The organism is Rhodoplanes sp. P11, assembly GCF_964266735.1.
Taxonomy (GTDB): Bacteria; Pseudomonadota; Alphaproteobacteria; order Rhizobiales; family Xanthobacteraceae; genus Rhodoplanes; species Rhodoplanes serenus.
In genome coordinates, this window is sequence record NZ_CAXWGY010000001.1 from 845,913 (window position 1) to 861,497 (window position 15,585).

The 15,585-nt window shown below is 71.4% G+C and carries 19 protein-coding genes; 11 read left to right on the plus strand and 8 right to left on the minus strand.

Annotated elements, in window-relative coordinates:
- Window positions 1-215 precede the first annotated feature (215 nt).
- Window positions 216-809 (plus strand): hypothetical protein, encoded by a 594-nt coding sequence (locus tag ACFQUV_RS03795; RefSeq protein WP_129610526.1) that lies wholly within the window; start codon window positions 216-218, stop codon window positions 807-809.
- A gap of 79 nt (window positions 810-888) precedes the next feature.
- Here the strand turns inward: ACFQUV_RS03795 and ACFQUV_RS03800 are convergent, their stop codons facing one another.
- A complete protein-coding gene (locus ACFQUV_RS03800; RefSeq protein WP_129610527.1) occupies window positions 889-1,218 on the minus strand; it encodes a hypothetical protein in 330 nt (109 codons plus the stop codon).
- A 160-nt stretch (window positions 1,219-1,378) separates the two neighbouring features.
- Between ACFQUV_RS03800 and ACFQUV_RS03805 the strand changes: the two genes are divergently transcribed.
- The 3 genes from ACFQUV_RS03805 (at window position 1,379) to ACFQUV_RS03815 (ending at window position 4,601) form a co-directional block, all read left to right on the plus strand.
- On the plus strand, window positions 1,379-1,786 hold the full coding sequence (locus ACFQUV_RS03805; RefSeq protein ID WP_111385663.1) for a cupin domain-containing protein: 408 nt from the start codon (window positions 1,379-1,381) through the stop codon (window positions 1,784-1,786).
- Window positions 1,787-1,870: 84 nt separating this feature from the next.
- Window positions 1,871-2,572, plus strand: a complete 702-nt coding sequence (locus ACFQUV_RS03810; protein WP_207211549.1) for a lectin — start codon at window positions 1,871-1,873, stop codon at window positions 2,570-2,572.
- Window positions 2,573-2,951: 379 nt separating this feature from the next.
- Window positions 2,952-4,601, plus strand: a complete 1,650-nt coding sequence (locus ACFQUV_RS03815; protein WP_111386567.1) for a fumarate hydratase — start codon at window positions 2,952-2,954, stop codon at window positions 4,599-4,601.
- A 146-nt stretch (window positions 4,602-4,747) separates the two neighbouring features.
- Here the strand turns inward: ACFQUV_RS03815 and ACFQUV_RS03820 are convergent, their stop codons facing one another.
- Together ACFQUV_RS03820 and ACFQUV_RS03825 are read right to left on the minus strand one after the other, a co-directional pair.
- Complete coding sequence (locus ACFQUV_RS03820) at window positions 4,748-5,572, minus strand: flagellar motor protein MotB (RefSeq protein WP_129610528.1); 825 nt, start codon at window positions 5,570-5,572, stop codon at window positions 4,748-4,750.
- Between the two features lie 414 nt (window positions 5,573-5,986).
- Window positions 5,987-6,931, minus strand: coding sequence for a DUF3616 domain-containing protein (locus tag ACFQUV_RS03825; RefSeq protein WP_165364074.1), 945 nt, complete (start codon window positions 6,929-6,931; stop codon window positions 5,987-5,989).
- Window positions 6,932-7,262: 331 nt separating this feature from the next.
- Here ACFQUV_RS03825 and ACFQUV_RS03830 point away from each other — a divergent pair, with 331 nt between their 5' ends.
- Window positions 7,263-8,276: a tripartite tricarboxylate transporter substrate binding protein gene (locus tag ACFQUV_RS03830; RefSeq protein WP_129610530.1), complete on the plus strand. Its 1,014-nt coding sequence runs from the start codon at window positions 7,263-7,265 to the stop codon at window positions 8,274-8,276.
- A gap of 15 nt (window positions 8,277-8,291) precedes the next feature.
- On the opposite strand, the gene ACFQUV_RS03835 is transcribed toward ACFQUV_RS03830, so the two are convergent.
- The 4 genes from ACFQUV_RS03835 to ACFQUV_RS03850 all read right to left on the minus strand — a co-directional run bounded on the left by ACFQUV_RS03835 (window position 8,292) and on the right by ACFQUV_RS03850 (window position 10,808).
- Window positions 8,292-8,765, minus strand: coding sequence for a DoxX family protein (locus ACFQUV_RS03835; RefSeq protein WP_129610531.1), 474 nt, complete (start codon window positions 8,763-8,765; stop codon window positions 8,292-8,294).
- A complete protein-coding gene (locus tag ACFQUV_RS03840; protein WP_129610532.1) occupies window positions 8,762-9,553 on the minus strand; it encodes a DNA-binding domain-containing protein in 792 nt (263 codons plus the stop codon). Before ACFQUV_RS03840 ends, ACFQUV_RS03835 begins: the two co-directional genes overlap by 4 nt.
- Window positions 9,554-9,561: 8 nt before the next feature.
- Complete coding sequence (locus ACFQUV_RS03845; protein WP_129610533.1) at window positions 9,562-10,431, minus strand: DUF692 domain-containing protein; 870 nt, start codon at window positions 10,429-10,431, stop codon at window positions 9,562-9,564.
- A gap of 92 nt (window positions 10,432-10,523) precedes the next feature.
- Window positions 10,524-10,808: a DUF2282 domain-containing protein gene (locus ACFQUV_RS03850; protein ID WP_129610534.1), complete on the minus strand. Its 285-nt coding sequence runs from the start codon at window positions 10,806-10,808 to the stop codon at window positions 10,524-10,526.
- 249 nt (window positions 10,809-11,057) lie between these two features.
- On the opposite strand from ACFQUV_RS03850, the gene ACFQUV_RS03855 reads away from it, so the two are divergent.
- The 5 genes from ACFQUV_RS03855 to ACFQUV_RS03875 all read left to right on the plus strand — a co-directional run bounded on the left by ACFQUV_RS03855 (window position 11,058) and on the right by ACFQUV_RS03875 (window position 13,546).
- On the plus strand, window positions 11,058-11,606 hold the full coding sequence (locus ACFQUV_RS03855) for a sigma-70 family RNA polymerase sigma factor (protein ID WP_111386585.1): 549 nt from the start codon (window positions 11,058-11,060) through the stop codon (window positions 11,604-11,606).
- Between the two features lie 50 nt (window positions 11,607-11,656).
- Window positions 11,657-12,298 (plus strand): NrsF family protein, encoded by a 642-nt coding sequence (locus ACFQUV_RS03860; protein WP_129610535.1) that lies wholly within the window; start codon window positions 11,657-11,659, stop codon window positions 12,296-12,298.
- Between the two features lie 99 nt (window positions 12,299-12,397).
- Complete coding sequence (locus ACFQUV_RS03865; RefSeq protein WP_129610536.1) at window positions 12,398-12,619, plus strand: hypothetical protein; 222 nt, start codon at window positions 12,398-12,400, stop codon at window positions 12,617-12,619.
- Window positions 12,620-12,761: 142 nt separating this feature from the next.
- Window positions 12,762-13,010, plus strand: a complete 249-nt coding sequence (locus tag ACFQUV_RS03870; protein ID WP_129610537.1) for a hypothetical protein — start codon at window positions 12,762-12,764, stop codon at window positions 13,008-13,010.
- 65 nt (window positions 13,011-13,075) lie between these two features.
- Window positions 13,076-13,546 carry a hypothetical protein gene (locus ACFQUV_RS03875; RefSeq protein WP_129610538.1) on the plus strand — a complete coding sequence of 157 codons (471 nt, stop codon included), beginning with the start codon at window positions 13,076-13,078 and terminating at the stop codon, window positions 13,544-13,546.
- Between the two features lie 620 nt (window positions 13,547-14,166).
- Here ACFQUV_RS03875 and ACFQUV_RS03880 read toward each other — a convergent pair.
- Complete coding sequence (locus tag ACFQUV_RS03880) at window positions 14,167-14,556, minus strand: YkvA family protein (protein WP_129610539.1); 390 nt, start codon at window positions 14,554-14,556, stop codon at window positions 14,167-14,169.
- Between the two features lie 111 nt (window positions 14,557-14,667).
- Here ACFQUV_RS03880 and ACFQUV_RS03885 point away from each other — a divergent pair, with 111 nt between their 5' ends.
- The gene (locus tag ACFQUV_RS03885; RefSeq protein WP_165364075.1) at window positions 14,668-15,582 is read left to right on the plus strand and encodes a TIGR01459 family HAD-type hydrolase; all 915 of its coding nucleotides are present in this window, start codon (window positions 14,668-14,670) and stop codon (window positions 15,580-15,582) included.
- Window positions 15,583-15,585 lie beyond the last annotated feature (3 nt).

Genomic DNA, 15,585 nt, shown 5'->3' on the forward strand with positions numbered 1-15,585 from the left:
GCAACTTTTCAGCATCTCGGTGGTTTGCTTGCGCACGTCCGGCGAACCGCCCCGCCTCCTGTTCCGACCAACCCCTGCGACCGACCGGCACCGAGACCGAAGCGCACGACCGGACGCCGAGCCAGAAGCGCAATCCAGAAGCTCGATCCACGAGCCGCCCAGTTCCGAAATCGCATGCAAAGAACAACCGACGCCTGTCTGCTGGGAGCGATGTCATGAGTATGCGAACGCTGCTGCGGTGTGGAGCTGCCCTCACGGGTCTGGTGCTGGCGCTCGTGGCCGTTCCCCTTGCCGGAGGCAGCCCCGCCGCGGCGCGGGAGAGCGCCGCGCGAGAGGCCACGGCGACGACCGCCAAGGGGTTCCTGGCCGGCATCTACCAGTCCTATGTCGGCAGCTCGGCGCAGGCCGCGAAGGGTGTCCGTCTCGATTCGCCCGAAGCGGTGAAGCGCTACTTCTCCCATGGGCTCGCCTCGGTGATCCTGGAGGACGGGCCGGCGGTCCGCCCGGTGGGCGGCCCCCTGGTGCTCGGCAGCGACCCGTTCGTGGGGCGCGAGAGCTGGGACATCGCCGACCTCTCCATAGACGTGAAGGATGCCGGGCCGGCCAAGGCGGTCGGCACGGTGCGGTTCTCCAATTTCGGCCAGCCCGAGACGGTCACGGTGGAGCTGCTCAAGGTCGGCGAGGCGTGGCGGGTGGCGGAGATCAAGTGGGGCCCGCTGACCCTGCGCGGTCTCTACAAGTCAAAGTGGCAGGCGGCGAAGCCGCAAGCGTGGCTCGATCCGAGCCATGTCGAGAATCGCCTGAAGTGAGGCGCCGAGCGGGGCGGCCTCGCGATGGGGCCGCCTCGGGGCGTGCCGGGCGGGTCGCTCGGAGGGCCACCCCCGACGGTCAGTCGCGCGGCCAGCCCGTCCGGGCTGCGATCCTGATCGGCCGCAACCGCATCGGCATGGCGCGCCCGCTGCCGCTGCGCGGCTCGTCTTCTCCGGCGAGGCTGAGGCCGGTTCCGAACGCGGCGCAGCCGAACAATCCGGCAAACGCGAGGATCAGCATGACGGCTCCGAGCCCGTGCTCGATGGCCAGCAGCGGGCCGTCCGGACGGCTGTCGCCGAGCGCCGCCAGCCCGCCCACCAGGACCACCGACAGCGCGCCGCCGAGCATGGCGGGGGCGGCGAAAAGGCGAGCCGGTGCGGCGGCGTGGCGGCGTCGATTCAGAGCCATGGCGTGTCCGTCGCTCGCTCCCCCGCTGGCTCAACAGGGGGGCGGCGTGGCGGTTCCGCCGCCCTCGCGGTCGCGACTGTCGCTCCCGTATCGCCGCCCTATACTGCCGCTCCGGCCGCCATGTGGGCGGCCGCTATTCGTCACAGGTGGAGAACGGCTCATGGACATTCAGGCTTGCGGCAGCGTGCCGTCGCGGCGGGTGAATCCCGATTGGTTCACCGGGACGGTGTGGCAGGACCCGGTGGTCGAGGCGCCGGCGCCGGCCCGCATCCGGTCCGCCTGGGTGCGCTTCGAGCCGTCGGCCCGCACCAACTGGCACACGCATCCGCTCGGCCAGACCCTGGTGATCGTCGCCGGCAAGGGCCGGGTGCAGACCTGGGGCGGGCCGGTCCGCGAGGTGCGGGCGGGCGACGTGGTGTGGATTCCGCCAGGCGAGAAGCACTGGCACGGCGCCGCCCCCGATGTCGCGATGGAGCATCTCGCGATGCACGAATCGCTCGACGGCAAGCACGTCGACTGGTTGGAGCGGGTGACCGACGCGGACTACGGGGCACCGCTCGGCGCCTGACCGGACCGGGCCGTCGTCCCGGCGGCCCGGCTCCCACTGCCCCGCCGATAGAACCACCACAACAACTTGCAGGGAGGAACTGCCATGATCCGGAAGGACCATCGTCGTGCCGGGCGGCCCGCCGTCCGGGGTGCCGTTGCGGCGCTCGCCGGTGCGGCCCTGCTGGCGGCGGCCGGGACGGCCGTGGCCCAGCAGTCCGCCATGACGTTCTTCGTCACCAGCGTCGGCATCGGCCAGGGCGGCGACCTCGGCGGCCTGGCCGGCGCCGACCGCCATTGCCAGAGCCTCGCCGAGGCGGCGGGGGCGAGCGGCAAGACCTGGCGGGCCTATCTGTCGACCCAGGCCGAGGGCGGCACCGCGGCCGTCAACGCTCGCGACCGGATCGGCCGCGGGCCGTGGCAGAACGCCAAAGGCGTGGTGATCGCCAAGGATGTCGACGAGCTGCACGGCACCAACAACCTGACCAAGCAGACCGCTCTGAACGAGAAGGGCGAGGTTGTGAACGGCCGCGGCGACAGCCCGAACCGCCACGACGTGCTCACCGGCTCGCAGGCGGACGGCCGCGCCTTCCCGCCGGGCGAGGACCGCACCTGCCGCAACTGGACGAGCAGCACGCAAGGGGCCGCCATGGTGGGGCATCACGACCGCACCGGGCTCGACGACTCGGCGCCCGCCAAGTCGTGGAATACGTCGCATCCGTCGCGCGGCGCGGGCGGGGGCTGCTCCCAGGCGGATCTCCGCTCCACCGGCGGCGATGGCCTGCTGTACTGCTTCGCGGCGAATTGAGCGGGCGACACCGGCGCGCGGCTCTCGACCTCTCCCGGCGTGCGGGGAGAGGTCGGATTTCACGCGCTCGCGCGAAATCCGGGTGAGGGGGCGAACCGTCGGTTTCGGCGTTGCCGAAGCGCCCCTCATCCGGCTCGCCGCTCAGCGGCGAGCCACCTTCTCCCCGCCAGCGGGGAGAAGGAGCGCCGGCCCGGGGCGCCTTGTCCGGGGCCCGCGGCGCAGCCGCCTCTTGGGTCCCCGCCTCTTGGGCCCCTGCCTTCTTGGATCCCTGCCTTCGCGGGGCCGATCGGCATGTGACCGTTTCCCCTCCTGTCCTGCTCTCCCCCAAACCCTGCAATCGTTCTATAAGCCGGCGATCCCACTTCCGAAGGATGCCGCCATGAACGCGCCCGCCAACGTCATCCCGCCCTTCAAGTACACGCCGCTGTTTCCGACCGGGCAGGACGCCACGCCCTACCGCAAGATCACGGCCGAGGGGGTGCGGGTCGAGAAGGCGCTGGGCGGCGACGTCCTGGTGGTCGACCCGAGCGCCCTGAAGGCGCTGGCCGAAGCCGCCTATGTCGACATCAGCCACCTGCTGCGCCCGGCACATCTCAAGCAGCTCCGCGCCATCGTGGACGACCCCGAGGCGTCCGCCAACGACCGCTTCGTCGCCTACGACTTCCTCAAGAACGCCAACATTGCGGCGGGCGGCGTGCTGCCCATGTGCCAGGACACCGGCACCATCATCATCTCGGGCAAGAAGGGCCGCCGGGTGTGGACCGAGGGCGACGACGAGGCGGCGCTCGCCGAGGGCGCCCGCGACGCCTACCTGAAGAAGAACCTCCGCTACTCGCAGCTCGCGCCGCTGTCGATGTTCGAGGAGACCAACACCAAGAACAACCTGCCGGCCCAGATCGAGATCGCCGCCGACACCCACGGCGACGCGCTCGCTTACAAGTTCCTGTTCATCGCCAAGGGCGGCGGCTCGGCCAACAAGTCGTTCCTCTACCAGGCGACCCCGTCGATCCTCACCCACGACCGGATGGTCGCCTTCCTCAAGGACAAGATCCTGTCGCTCGGCACCGCGGCGTGCCCGCCCTATCACCTCGCGATCGTGATCGGCGGCACCTCGGCCGAGCTGACCATGAAGACCGTCAAGCTCGCCTCGGTGAAGTATCTCGACGGCCTGCCGACCGAGGGCTCGGCCGACGGCCACGCCTTCCGGGATCTCAATATGGAGGCCGAGATCCACAAGCTGACGCAGTCGCTCGGCGTCGGCGCCCAGTTCGGCGGCAAGTATTTCTGCCACGACGTGCGGGTGATCCGGCTGCCGCGCCACGGCGCCTCGCTGCCGATCGGCATCGGCGTGTCGTGCTCGGCGGATCGCCAGGCGGTCGGCAAGATCACGCCGGATGGCGTGTTCCTGGAGGAGCTGGAGCACAACCCGGCCCAGTACCTGCCGGAGATCGACCTGCACAAGCTCGGCGGCAAGGTCGTGCATATCGACCTGAGAAAGCCGATGACGGAGATCCTCGCCGAGCTGACCCGGCATCCGATCAAGACGCTGTGCAAGCTGTCGGGCCCGATGATCGTCGCCCGCGATCTCGCCCACGCCAAGCTGCGCGAGCGGCTGGAGAGCGGACAGGGGCTGCCCGACTATGTGAAGAACCATCCGATCTACTACGCCGGCCCGGCCAAGACGCCGGAAGGCTATGCGTCGGGTGCCTTCGGCCCGACCACCGCGGGCCGCATGGACTCCTATGTGGCGGACTTCCAGGCGGCCGGCGGCTCGCTGATCACCGTCGCCAAGGGCAACCGCTCGCCGGTGGTGCGCGAGGCGTGCCAGAAATACGGCGGCTTCTATCTCGCCTCGATCGGCGGCGCCGCCGCGAACCTCGCCGAGCACTGCATCAAGAAGGTCGAGGTGCTGGAGTATCCCGAGCTCGGCATGGAGGCGATCTGGCGCATCGAGGTCGAGGACTTCCCGGCCTTCATCGTCGTCGACGACAAGGGCAACGACTTCTTCAAGGAGCTGAATCTGGGGTGACGGGCGGGCGCCGCCAGCTCGTCCACCGCGGCAAACTCGGAGCTCTCGGCTGGATTCCGGACAGCCTCTTCGCGGCTTCCGGAATGACCACCGAATGGATCAGCCGGAATTCGTGTGATCTGCTCACGGCGTGGCCGGCGCTCGGCTCACGGCTTGAAGTCGAGCGGAAGCGGCGGCTCCTCCCGCATCAGCGTGATGGTGACGCGGCGGTTGGCGGCGATATAAGGGTCGTCCGGAAAGAGGGGCAGGATGTCGGCCCGTCCGGTCACGCCGTAGAACTGGCTGGTCGGCACACCCTCTTCCTCCAAGATGCGGCGCACCACATTGGCGCGCTCCGCCGACAGCTCCCAGGGGCCGAAGCCCGGGCGCGATGCCGTCTTAGTGGCCGAGGTGTGGCCCGTGATGGTGAGGCGGAACGGCGCCGCCTTGATCGGCCCGCTGAGCTTCTCGATCAGCCGGCGGGTGCGCTCGTAGGGCTCGCGCGACCCTTCCGGGAACATCGAGCGGCCGTCCTGGTCGACGATCTCGATGTTCAGCCCCTCGCGCGTCTCCTCGATCATGATGTGCCTGCTGATCTCGGTCAGCTCCGGCATGTCCTGGAGGGCCTGCCGCAGGGTGGCGCTCGCCAGCGCGAACGCCTTGTCCTCCTTCAGCCGTGCGCCGGCGGCCCGGTTGCGATCGTGCTGGTCGGGGGTCGGATTGGCGGACGCCTCCTCGGGCGGAATGTGGGCGGCGTTCTTCAGCTTCGGCCGGGTCGGCAGCCCGGATGCTTCGATGATGCCGGAATAGCGGACGATGTGCTGAACTCCGAAGGCGTCGCGCATCGAGCCCGCGACGGCTTGCAGCTTCTGCTGATCCTGGGTGGACGACGCGGCGAGCATCACGAAGAACGCGACGAGCAGAGCCATCAGGTCGGCGAAGGTGACGAACCACCCGTGCCCCCCATGGTTCCCGGACTTCCGTCGTGCCATGGCCACATCTCCCTCGTCCGCACGCCGGGGTGACCCGGTGCGGCAGCCTCAGGTGTTTTCGGGAGATCTCGTCGCGATCCCGAAAACCTCTCACCGAACATCCCTGTTCGGTGACGGGATTTCGGCAGTCGGACTGCGATGTCGGGCTCGACGAGCCGGACGCCGTATCGCCGGAACGTCGCGGGGGGCTGCGTGCCGCGCAAACCCTGCGGTTCCGTTCACGTCCTCACCCATACCGTCCGGGCTGTCCTAATCGGGTTACCTGCGGCGGCCGATGGGCCGACATTCATGATGTATGTAAAGAGCAGGTAAAGATCGATGCGTCGGGACCGATGGGGGAGCGATGGCGTCGATCGGGCTCGCGCCTGGGGTGCGACGCCTGCGCCATCGGTCCGCGAAGGACGGCGGGACGGCTCACCGCGCGACCCGGTACTCGGTCGGCGCGCCGTTCTCGGCGCCGTCATACAGGATCAGCACGCGCAGCGGCTCGCCCGGCCTGTCACGTAGCACCAGCACGGTCTCGGCCTTGGCGCCTTCGGGCAGTCCGCTCGGCGGTGCCAGCGGGCCGAGCGGGCGCAGCGCGCCGGTGCGAGGCTTCCATAGGTAAAGGGCGGGCGCCACCGGCTGATCGTTGACCGGCCCGGTCAGCACGAGGATGCCGCCGCGCACCGCGGCGAGATCGCGGATGCCGGTCGCCGTGCCGAGCGCCAGGCGCGTCACCGTCGGATGCAGCGGCTTGCGCGCCGTGAACACCGCGTCGGCATCGACGCTGAGGACGAAGCCGTCGCCCGCGACCGACGGCCCGCGGAAGCCGAGATGCATGCGTCCGCCGGCGACCGCCACGCCCTCGATGTTGACGCCGTTGGCGGCGAGCGGCTTGCCGTAGAAATCGCCGAGCCCCGTCGCCTCGCGGATCGCGTCGCCGAGCCGGGTCGACGCCGCGACGCCGGCAGGCTCCTCCGTGGAGGGCGGCACCATCGGCCGGCCGCGCCGGTCGGCGGCGACGCGCAGCACCACGAAGCGGGAGTCGCCGGCCTCGTCGCCGTGCCGGGTGCGGCCGTGCGAGCCGATCACCCAGAAATAACCGTCCGCGAAGGCGGCACCCTCGGCGTCGGGGTCGCCCCGCTGGTCCTGGCCGGTGAGGCGGATCACCGCTCCGGGCCGCAGCGTGCGCCCGTCGATGCGGAAGAGCTGGGCGTACTTCTTCTCGTCGTTGACGATCAGGCAGCGGGCGGTGGCAAGCGGCGGCGGCGCGCAGGCGGCACCCGACAGGTTCATGCGGGCGCGATTGCGGGGCTGCTCGTCGTCGGCCGCCTTGGCGAAGTCGCCGTCGACCGACCAGCGGGTGGGGCTCGGCATGAGCGGCCGCAGGGCTGTTTCGGCGGAAGCCGGTGCGGCAGCGACCAGAAAGCCGGCAAGTCCGGCAGCGGCCGCCATCCGCAGTCGACGGAAAAACGAATGTCTAATCGCGGTCGGCATCGTGGGTCTCCGGCACCGAGGTTCCGTCACGGCGGTCCCGAATGCAATCCTGGCCGCCCGGCATCGGTCTCGTCTGCGCCAGGCCGCCACACCGGGAGGGATGGTCAGCCTCCACGAAAGGCGCTTTGATGCGGATCTCGCCGGGCGCGGCGGAACCGCTCCGGTGGGAGTTCGCGTTCTGTCGAAGACCCGCTCCAGCCAAGGACCCGCGATGCCGACCCGTTCGTCGACCCGCCGTCGCCTGCTCGTCCGTGCCCTGCTGTCGCTCGCCGCAGCCCTGCCGCTCGTCGCCGCCCTGCCGTTCTCGGTCACCCGTGCCGAGGACCCGTGGCCGACTCGCCCGGTCACCATGATCGTGCCGTTCGCGGCGGGCGGCTCCACCGACGTGATCGGACGCATTGTCGCCGAGGGTCTGCGAGTCGAGCTGGGACAGCCGGTGCTGGTCGACAATCGCGGTGGTGCCGGCGGCACCATCGGCACGGCCGCGATCGTGAAGGCTGGGCCCGACGGTTACATCATCGGCATGGGCACCGCCTCGACGCTCGCCATTAATCCGGCCGCCTACAAGTCGCTCGGCTACGACGTGCTCACCGGCCTCGTGCCGGTCACCAACATCGCCGCGGTGCCCAACATCATGTCGATCAATGCCGACGTTCCGGCGGCCGACATGGCGGCGTTCATCCGGCTGGCGAAGGAGCAGGCCGGCAAGATGTCCTATGCGTCGGCCGGCATCGGCTCGGTCAGCCATCTGATGGGCGAGCAGTTCAAGCTGGCGACCGGGGTCGACATCGTCCATGTGCCGTATCGCGGCATCGGCCCCGCCCTCAACGACGCGGTCGCCGGGCAGGTCCAGGTGCTGTTCGACAACCTGCCCTCGACCCTGCCGATGGTGCAGGCCGGGAAGCTCAAGGCGCTCGCCGTGTCGGGGCCGAACCGCGTGCCGGCGCTGCCCGACGTGCCGACCTTCACCGAGCTCGGCCTCGACGATCTCGGCTGGATGGCGTTCTTCGGCCTCGTGGTGCCGGAGAAGACGCCGCCCGCCGTCGTGGCCAGGCTGCATGCCGCCGCCGTCAAGGCGCTCGCCCAGGACGAGGTGAAGAGCCGGCTGGTGGCCCAGCAGGCCGTGGTGATCGGCAATCGGCCGGAGGAGTTCGCGGCCGAGATCCGGCGCGATCTCGACCGCATGCGCCGGGCCGTCGCCGCCGCCAAGATCGAGCTGAACTGATCCGGCCAACGCCTCTCAGGCGCCGCGGCGGCGCGCCACCAGATGGTCGAGCGACACGGTACCGGCGCCGTGCTTGATCAGCAACAGCAGACACACCGCCCAGGTGCCGTGGGTCGGCCAGGCGTCAGGATAGACCAGGATCTCGATCACCAGCGTCATCGCCAGGAGCGCGAGGGCCGACAGCCGCGTCGCGAGACCGAGCACCAGCAGCACCGGGAAGACGTGCTCCGCGATGGTGGCGGCGGTCGCGGCCAGCGCCGGGTCGACCAGCGGCAGCCGGTACTCGTCGCGGAACAGGTCGACCGCGGTCTCCGACACCCGCCAGCCGTCGAGCTTGGTCTGGCCCGAGCGCCAGAACACCCCGGCGATCGACAGCCGCGCCAGAAGGGCGAGCGGCCCGTATGGAAAGCGCTCGAGGATCGACGTCGCCGTGGCGAGAAGGCTGGGCTGGCGATCCGGCGTGGCCGGGGGAAGCGCGGTGTCGGTCATGGCTGGGGCTCCGGATCGAACGCGATACCGATGGTGATCCCGGTCCCGACCACGACGGCGAGCGCCGCCGTGAGGTCGAAGCCGGGCGTCGCGCCGCTGGCGGTCGTGGCGGCCTCGGCGAGGGTGTCGCCCGCCGCGAGGGCGGCGAGCAGAACGGCGGTGCCGGGCGGCAGCCGATGCACCACGACCGTGAGGGCCGGGCGCAGCACCAGGGCATCCTCGGGAACGCCGAAGTCGACCGGGCCGAGCGGCGCTTCGCCGCTGTTCATCGCCCACCCGGTGACGATCGGCCAGGACGAGCGCACCACCACGGCGGAGGGATGCAGGGCGATCCGCGCGGCGCCGAGCCGGGCCGGGTCGAGCGCCGCGAACGCGGGCGGGTCGAGCGGTGTCGCGTCGGCGGCGTGGTAGGCCACCGTGCGGGCCGCCTCCAGCCGCGCCACGTCGGCGAGCCACGGCATCTCGGCAGCGGGCGGAAAGCCGGCGACGAAGTCCGGAAAGGCATCGCCATAAATCGCCAGAATCGGCGAGCGGGGCGGATGGGCGCGCACGAAGGTCCGGGCCATGGCGGCGAAGAAGTCGTCGCCGACGATCCGCTCGATCGCCGGGAAGCGGGCCCGCACCGCCTCGATCAGCCCGACCGTCACGTTGTTGCGATAGACCGCGAAGCGGCGCACCGGATGCCGCGTCGTGTGCGAGGTGACGTCGGCCGGCAGAGGGTGGTCGGGATCGAGCAGCGCCGGCGCGAAATCGTCCTGCGGAGTCGTGAGAAGCGGAGGCGCCGTCATGACGGTCCTCACGCGGCGGCCGGGTGCAGGATAGCAGCGCCGCCGGCGCGGAGGACGGCGCGGGCCCGCGCCGCCTCGGCGGCCAGCACCGGCCAGGCCGGGACGTCGTTGTCCCACTCGATCAGGGTCGGCAGCGGCCCGGTGCGGGCGATGGTCTCGGCATAGAGCGTCCACACCGGATCGGCCACCGGGGTGCCGTGCGCGTCGATCAGCAGCGGGGCGCCGGTGTCGTCGGTGGTCTCGGCATGGCCGCCCAGATGGATCTCCTTCACGCGGGCGAGCGGGAAGGCGGCCAGATAGGCGCGCGGGTCGGTGCCGTGATTGAGGGCCGAGACGAACACGTTGTTGACGTCGAGCAGCAGGCCGCAGCCGGTGCGCCGCGCCACCTCGGAGAGAAACTCGGTTTCCGGAATCGTGCTCGTCTCGAACAGCACGTAGGTGGACGGATTCTCCAGCAGCATCTCGCGGCCGAGCGCCGTCTGCACCGCGTCGACGTGCTCGCAGACCCGCGCCAGCGTCGCCGCCGTGTAGGGCGCCGGTAGCAGGTCGTTGTAGTAGACGTCGCCGTGCGACGACCACGCGAGGTGCTCGGAGAAGCTCTGCGGCGGATGGCGATCGCACAAGGTCCGCAGCCGGGCGAGGTGATCGCGATCGAGCGGCCGTGACGCCCCGATCGACAGGCCGACGCCATGGATCGACAGCGCGAACCGCTCGCGCAGCATCCGCAGCATGGCATGCGGCGGTCCGCCGGCCCCCATGTAGTTCTCGGCGTGAATCTCGACGAAGCCGATCGGTGCGTCGCCGGCGAGGAGGTCGTCGAGATGCTGCGGCTTGAAGCCGACGCCGGCATCGGCCGGCAGGGTCGCAGGGAGGGGCATCGGGGTCTCTCGAAGGCCGGATTGGCGCGGGGAAGGTTGGTGGATGCGGAGCGGGCGCGACCGAAGCCTCGCCCGCTCCGTCGTCGTCGTGATCAGGACGACTTCGCGGTCAGCGAGCCGTTGCCCTTCGGGGTCGTCATGGTGGTGCAGGTTCCCTTGGCGACGTACTTCCAGGCATTGCCCTGGTAGTCGGTCTTGGAGGTCCCGGCGCAGGTGGTGCCGGGGCCGGCCGCGCAGTCGTTCTGGCCCTTCAGGGCGACGCCGTAACACTTCTCCTTGTCGGAGCCCTGCGCGGCGGCCGGATTAGCCGTGAACGACAGGGCGGCGGCGAGCGACGTGGCGAGCACGGCGGCGGCGAGGGCGGTCTTGGTGGTCATCGCACAGTCTCCTGGTCTGGCCGTCGGCCCTGCGGGCCGGCACGGTCGGGGTCCGTCGCGGCACTCCGTGGCACCGCCGGCGGGCCGGGTCGGCCGCCGTACCTGCTTCTTTCGGACGCGGAGGTGTGCCATTACGGCGCTCACGAGCATGTGTTTCGAAGCGCGCTGGCCTCACGTCGGCGTGTTGATCCGCATCATTCTCATCAGGGCGCGTAACAAACGTCGCCGGTGGCCGAAGGACCGACCGAAGTGGCCAGGACCGAGAACGATTGGAGTGATTTGATGCGGCTCGCGATCGCCGGCGATTCGGGGGCCTACGAGCGGTGCTTGCGCGACATGACGGCGGTCCTGCGCGTCGGTGTTCGTCGCGCGGTGACACGGGCGGGCCTCGCCGCCGGCGAGGCCGAGGACATCGTCCAGGAGATTCTGCTCGCCGTTCATCTCAAGCGGCACACCTGGGACACGACCCGGCCGATCGGTCCGTGGCTCCAGGCGGTCGCGCGTCACAAGACGATCGACGCCATCCGGCGGCGCGGCGGCCGGTCCGGGGTGCCGCTCGACGATGTGGTCGAGACCCTGCCAGCCCCGAGCGAGGAGCCGACGATCCGCGAGACCGAGCTTGTCCGTGCCCTCGACAGCCTGCCGCCCGGCGAGCGCGCCGCCGTGACGGCGATCGCGCTGGACGGGGCCAGCTTCGCCGAAGCGGCCGTCCGGCTCGGCACCACCGAAGGAGCGCTCCGGGTCGCGCTGCATCGCGGGCTGGCGCGGCTCGCGCGGACCGCGCACGAGCGTACATGAGACACGAGCGCACATGAGACACGACTCGAAACGAGAGCGGATGTGAGCCGATGAAGACCGACGATCTCCTCCGCGTCCTGGTGGCCGACGGCGGCACGATCGAGCCGCCGGTCGCCACGCGCCTGTGGCGTCTCCTGCCGCTCGGGCTCGCCGCGACGGCGCTGCTGTTCCTCATGGCACTCGGGCCACGTCCGGACATCGCGGCGGCGGTGCAAACGGTGCGCTTCGTCCTGAAGCCGATCGAGATGGCGCTGCCGGCGGTGCTCGCGGCGGCGCTGATGCTCCGGCTGGCCCGACCCACGGACCAGCGGACCGCTCGCCTGAGCGCCGGCCTGGCCGCCGTGGCGGCCTTGCTGGTCGCTGGCGTGCTGGCGGAGCTGGTCGTCGTGCCGTCGTCCGAGTGGGGCCGGCGGCTGGTCGGCGAGCGGGCGGTGGCATGCCTGGTCAGCATCCCGGTGCTGGCGGCGCCGCTGCTGGCGGCGAGCCTCGCGGTTCTCCGCCGGGGTGCACCCCGGCGCCCCGGTCTCGCCGGTGCCGCGGCCGGGCTGTTCGCCGCGACCGCAGGTGCGGCCTTCTACGCGCTGCATTGCCCCGACGATTCGCCGCTGTTCGTGGCGACCTGGTACTCGCTCGCGATCGTGGCTGTGACCGCGATCGGCGCACTGGCGGGCCGGTGGCTGCTGCGGTGGTGACAGGCGGCGTCGCGCCGCCGCCCCCCGTGCACGGAACAATCCCCGGCGCGGCCGTTTGGTGATCGGGCGCGGCGCACGCCGCCGATCACGGAGGAGCGCATGCATCACGATGACGACGCCGGCCATTCGGCCGATGAGCGGTTCGCTCCGATCCTCGGGGCCGCGGTGGTGACCATGTGGAGCCGGCTGCCCCAGGACGTGCAGCACGACCTGTTCGAGGCGGCCGTGCTGGCCGGCCATGCGAACGAGCGCGACGAGAGCCTGCGCGAGAGGCTCGCCCTGTTCCTGCACGATCGCCATCCGCGGACGGCCGACGCCTGAAGGGATCGTTTGGAAACGTGGACGGCGGCCGTTTCGGTCGGCAGGCGTGCCGGGACGCTTCTGCAACCATAAAGGAAGCGTTAACCATATCGCCTTAGCGTCGGTTTCCGGGGAGAGGGGATCGACAAAGGGTGATCCTCGCATGACCAACCGACGTTCATGGAGCTGGCTCGTTCCGGTCGCCGCCGCCCTGGCGCTCGCCGGCTGCGCCACCCTGGCCGACACGGGGCCGCTCGGCCCCGCCCCGAAAGCCGCGTCCATGCTGGCCCCGACGACGGGCGCCCAGGGACCGCGGGTCAGCACCGCCGCGGCGGCGACCCGCACGGCCGGGCCGGCGCGCGACACGAGCCCGGTCCTGTACCGCATGGTGGTGATGGGGGCCGGCTATTGAGGGCGGCTGCTCGCGTCGGCGGTGTCCGGCCTTGGAGTCGCCGCTGTCCTCGGGCACAACAGGGCATGGCCCGATTCCCGACCGTCACGTTCCCGACCGTCACGTTCCCGGTTCTCGCGACTGTCGCTCTGGCGACCGTTGCTCTGGCCACCGTCTCGCTGGCGACGGCGCCGCCCGCTCGTGCCGCCGCCGACCCGCCTCGTGCCACGGCGTCGGTGGGGTCCACCTCCGTGCCTGCCGTGAAGACAGCGGCCAAGTCGAGGCGGACCGCCGTGACGGTGCGGCCGCGCGGCCGCGGCTACGGATTCCTGCCGGGCTACGAGCCGCCCGACCGGCCGAACGTCTTCCGCGGCTCGTCCTCGTCGTGGATCGCCCGGCCCTATGGTCCGGGCCGGCGCTATCTCACCCCGTCGGGGTGGCAGTGGGTCTATGGCTGGGGCGGCGCCCGCTATTATCAGGGCCGCTGGAACGGCGGCGGCTTCGGGCCGTGCTGGACCGACACGCCGATCGGCCCAGTGTGGAACTGCGGCCGCTGAGAGGGCGCTCGCCCGTCGCTTCTATCGATCCGAGGACCGCGCTGGCGCGTCGGCCGGGGCGGGCGCTGGCGCTGGCGGCGGCGCAGGTGCGTCCGCCGGTGTCGAGGCCGGTGCGGTGTCGCGGCGCCTCGTGCAGGCCGTCTCGCGCGGCGTGCAGGCCGGGCCGGGATTGGCGCAGACCGGCCGGCCATCCTCGCCCCGCAGGCAGGTGACACAGCCGTCGCCCCAAGCCAGGCAATCCGCGTTTCGATCTCCGAAGCTTTGAACCGAGCGGCGCTCCGCCTCGATGTCCACGGTTGGGCCGCTGGGCGCGGCGGGACTGCCGGGGGCGGCGCTGGGCGCAGCGGGGCTGCCGGTCTCCCCCGGGCTGGCCCGGGTCGGCACGACATGGTCGACGTCGTCGGGGCCGGGCAGGTCGGCGGCGGCGACTGGCGCAGCCATCGCGGTGAGGCCGATGGCGATCGCCACGAGACCGACGAGCAGCCGTCGCGCCGGCCGGAGGCTCCTGCGGGCGGAGAATGGACGGCAGGAAAAATCGGTCGGCATCGGCGGCCCCGCGGTTCGGTCGGTCGTCCGCATAGCACGAGCGGATCGGCTGTTCAGCTTGGCGTGGGCGCACCCTAACCCGCGACGGCGCGCCATAGCAGCCAGAGGCTGGCGATAGCCGACAGTCCCCACAGGCCGACGATCACCACGGCGGCGGCCCGGCAGGCCGGACGGCCCGCCTCCGCGGCGGCGGCGCGGTGCTCCGCCATCACGGCGGGCGGAATCAACCGGACCACGAGGGCGATGCCGAGCGGCAGCAGGATCATGTCGTCGAGGAAGCCGAGCACCGGCACGGCATCCGGGATCAGGTCGATGGGGGACAGGGCGTAACCGGCGATCACCACCGCCAGCGCCTTGGCGAGCCACGGCACGCGCGGATCGCCTGCGGCACGCCACAGGGCCGCGACGTCACGCTTCAAGGCCTGCGCCCAGGCGATCAGCCGGGCCTTGATGTGGTGCCACATGGTGGACCCCGTCGAGATCGCCGCCGGCGCGACAGAAGGCGTCGCCGGCGAGCGGGCGTGCCGTCGTGTACAACAGAGCCGTCGCGTCCGACGGGCAGGAGAATGGGGCAGATGAGCACGGCAGAATCGCGGCGCGATCCCGATCCGGCGCCGACCCGGCTGATCGACGGCATCGCCGCGCTGATGGACCGGGTCGATGCGGTGCTGGTCGACCAGTGGGGGGTGCTGCACGCCGGGGGCGACGCCTTTCCGCCCGCGGTGGCGGCGCTGCGGACCATCGCGGCCGCCGGCAAGCCGATCGTGGTGCTGTCGAACTCCGGCCGGCGGGCCGCCCCGAACGCGGCCCGGATGATCGAGGCGGGCGTGCCGGCCGGGCTGGTCGAGGCGGTGGTCACCTCGGGCGAGGTGCTGTGGCGCTGCTTCGCCGAGGGGCGCGACATCGACGGGCTGCGGCCCCGCGTCCTGCATGTCGTCGCCCGCACCGCCGCCGACGTGGCGGAGTGGTTCGACGGCCTCACCGAGCCGCGTCCGGTCGCGGCGCTCCACGAGGCCGACGCCATCCTGGTGCTCAGCCTGCCCGATGGCCTGGCGCTCGACGACTTCGACGATCTCGTCCGCGCCGGGCTCGCCCGCGGCCTGCCGATGATCTGCGCCAATCCGGACCGGGTGACGCCGCGCGACGGCGGCAGGCTGCTCGTCTCCTCGGGGGCGCTGGCGGCCCGTTACGCCGAGGCCGGCGGCACCGTGCGCTCCGTCGGCAAGCCGTGCCGCACCTTTTTCGAGGCGGCGATCGCCCGCTTCACGCATCTGCCCCGCGGCCGCATCCTGATGATCGGCGATTCGATGGAGCACGACGTGGCGGGAGGCGCCGCCCTCGGTCTATCGACGCTGTTCGTGTGCGGCGGCATCCATCGGCCGGCGTTCGAGCGCCTCGACGATCCGGCCGAGATCGGCCGCCGCATCGCCCGGCTCGCCCGCGAGCATGGTGTGCCGCCGCCCGACTTCGCCATCGACATGCTGCGGTGAGCC

Coding starts and splice junctions, on each gene's coding strand:
- ACFQUV_RS03795 (WP_129610526.1), top strand. CDS start 216: ATGAGTATGCGAACGCTGCTGCGGTGTGGAGCTGCCCTCACGGGTCTG.
- ACFQUV_RS03810 (WP_207211549.1), top strand. CDS start 1,871: ATGATCCGGAAGGACCATCGTCGTGCCGGGCGGCCCGCCGTCCGGGGT.
- ACFQUV_RS03875 (WP_129610538.1), top strand. CDS start 13,076: ATGGCCCGATTCCCGACCGTCACGTTCCCGACCGTCACGTTCCCGGTT.
- ACFQUV_RS03850 (WP_129610534.1), bottom strand. CDS start 10,808: ATGACCACCAAGACCGCCCTCGCCGCCGCCGTGCTCGCCACGTCGCTC.
- ACFQUV_RS03870 (WP_129610537.1), top strand. CDS start 12,762: ATGACCAACCGACGTTCATGGAGCTGGCTCGTTCCGGTCGCCGCCGCC.
- ACFQUV_RS03885 (WP_165364075.1), top strand. CDS start 14,668: ATGAGCACGGCAGAATCGCGGCGCGATCCCGATCCGGCGCCGACCCGG.
- ACFQUV_RS03805 (WP_111385663.1), top strand. CDS start 1,379: ATGGACATTCAGGCTTGCGGCAGCGTGCCGTCGCGGCGGGTGAATCCC.
- ACFQUV_RS03830 (WP_129610530.1), top strand. CDS start 7,263: ATGCCGACCCGTTCGTCGACCCGCCGTCGCCTGCTCGTCCGTGCCCTG.
- ACFQUV_RS03815 (WP_111386567.1), top strand. CDS start 2,952: ATGAACGCGCCCGCCAACGTCATCCCGCCCTTCAAGTACACGCCGCTG.
- ACFQUV_RS03800 (WP_129610527.1), bottom strand. CDS start 1,218: ATGGCTCTGAATCGACGCCGCCACGCCGCCGCACCGGCTCGCCTTTTC.
- ACFQUV_RS03860 (WP_129610535.1), top strand. CDS start 11,657: ATGAAGACCGACGATCTCCTCCGCGTCCTGGTGGCCGACGGCGGCACG.
- ACFQUV_RS03865 (WP_129610536.1), top strand. CDS start 12,398: ATGCATCACGATGACGACGCCGGCCATTCGGCCGATGAGCGGTTCGCT.
- ACFQUV_RS03845 (WP_129610533.1), bottom strand. CDS start 10,431: ATGCCCCTCCCTGCGACCCTGCCGGCCGATGCCGGCGTCGGCTTCAAG.
- ACFQUV_RS03825 (WP_165364074.1), bottom strand. CDS start 6,931: ATGCCGAGCCCCACCCGCTGGTCGGTCGACGGCGACTTCGCCAAGGCG.
- ACFQUV_RS03820 (WP_129610528.1), bottom strand. CDS start 5,572: ATGGCACGACGGAAGTCCGGGAACCATGGGGGGCACGGGTGGTTCGTC.
- ACFQUV_RS03835 (WP_129610531.1), bottom strand. CDS start 8,765: ATGACCGACACCGCGCTTCCCCCGGCCACGCCGGATCGCCAGCCCAGC.
- ACFQUV_RS03840 (WP_129610532.1), bottom strand. CDS start 9,553: ATGACGGCGCCTCCGCTTCTCACGACTCCGCAGGACGATTTCGCGCCG.
- ACFQUV_RS03880 (WP_129610539.1), bottom strand. CDS start 14,556: ATGTGGCACCACATCAAGGCCCGGCTGATCGCCTGGGCGCAGGCCTTG.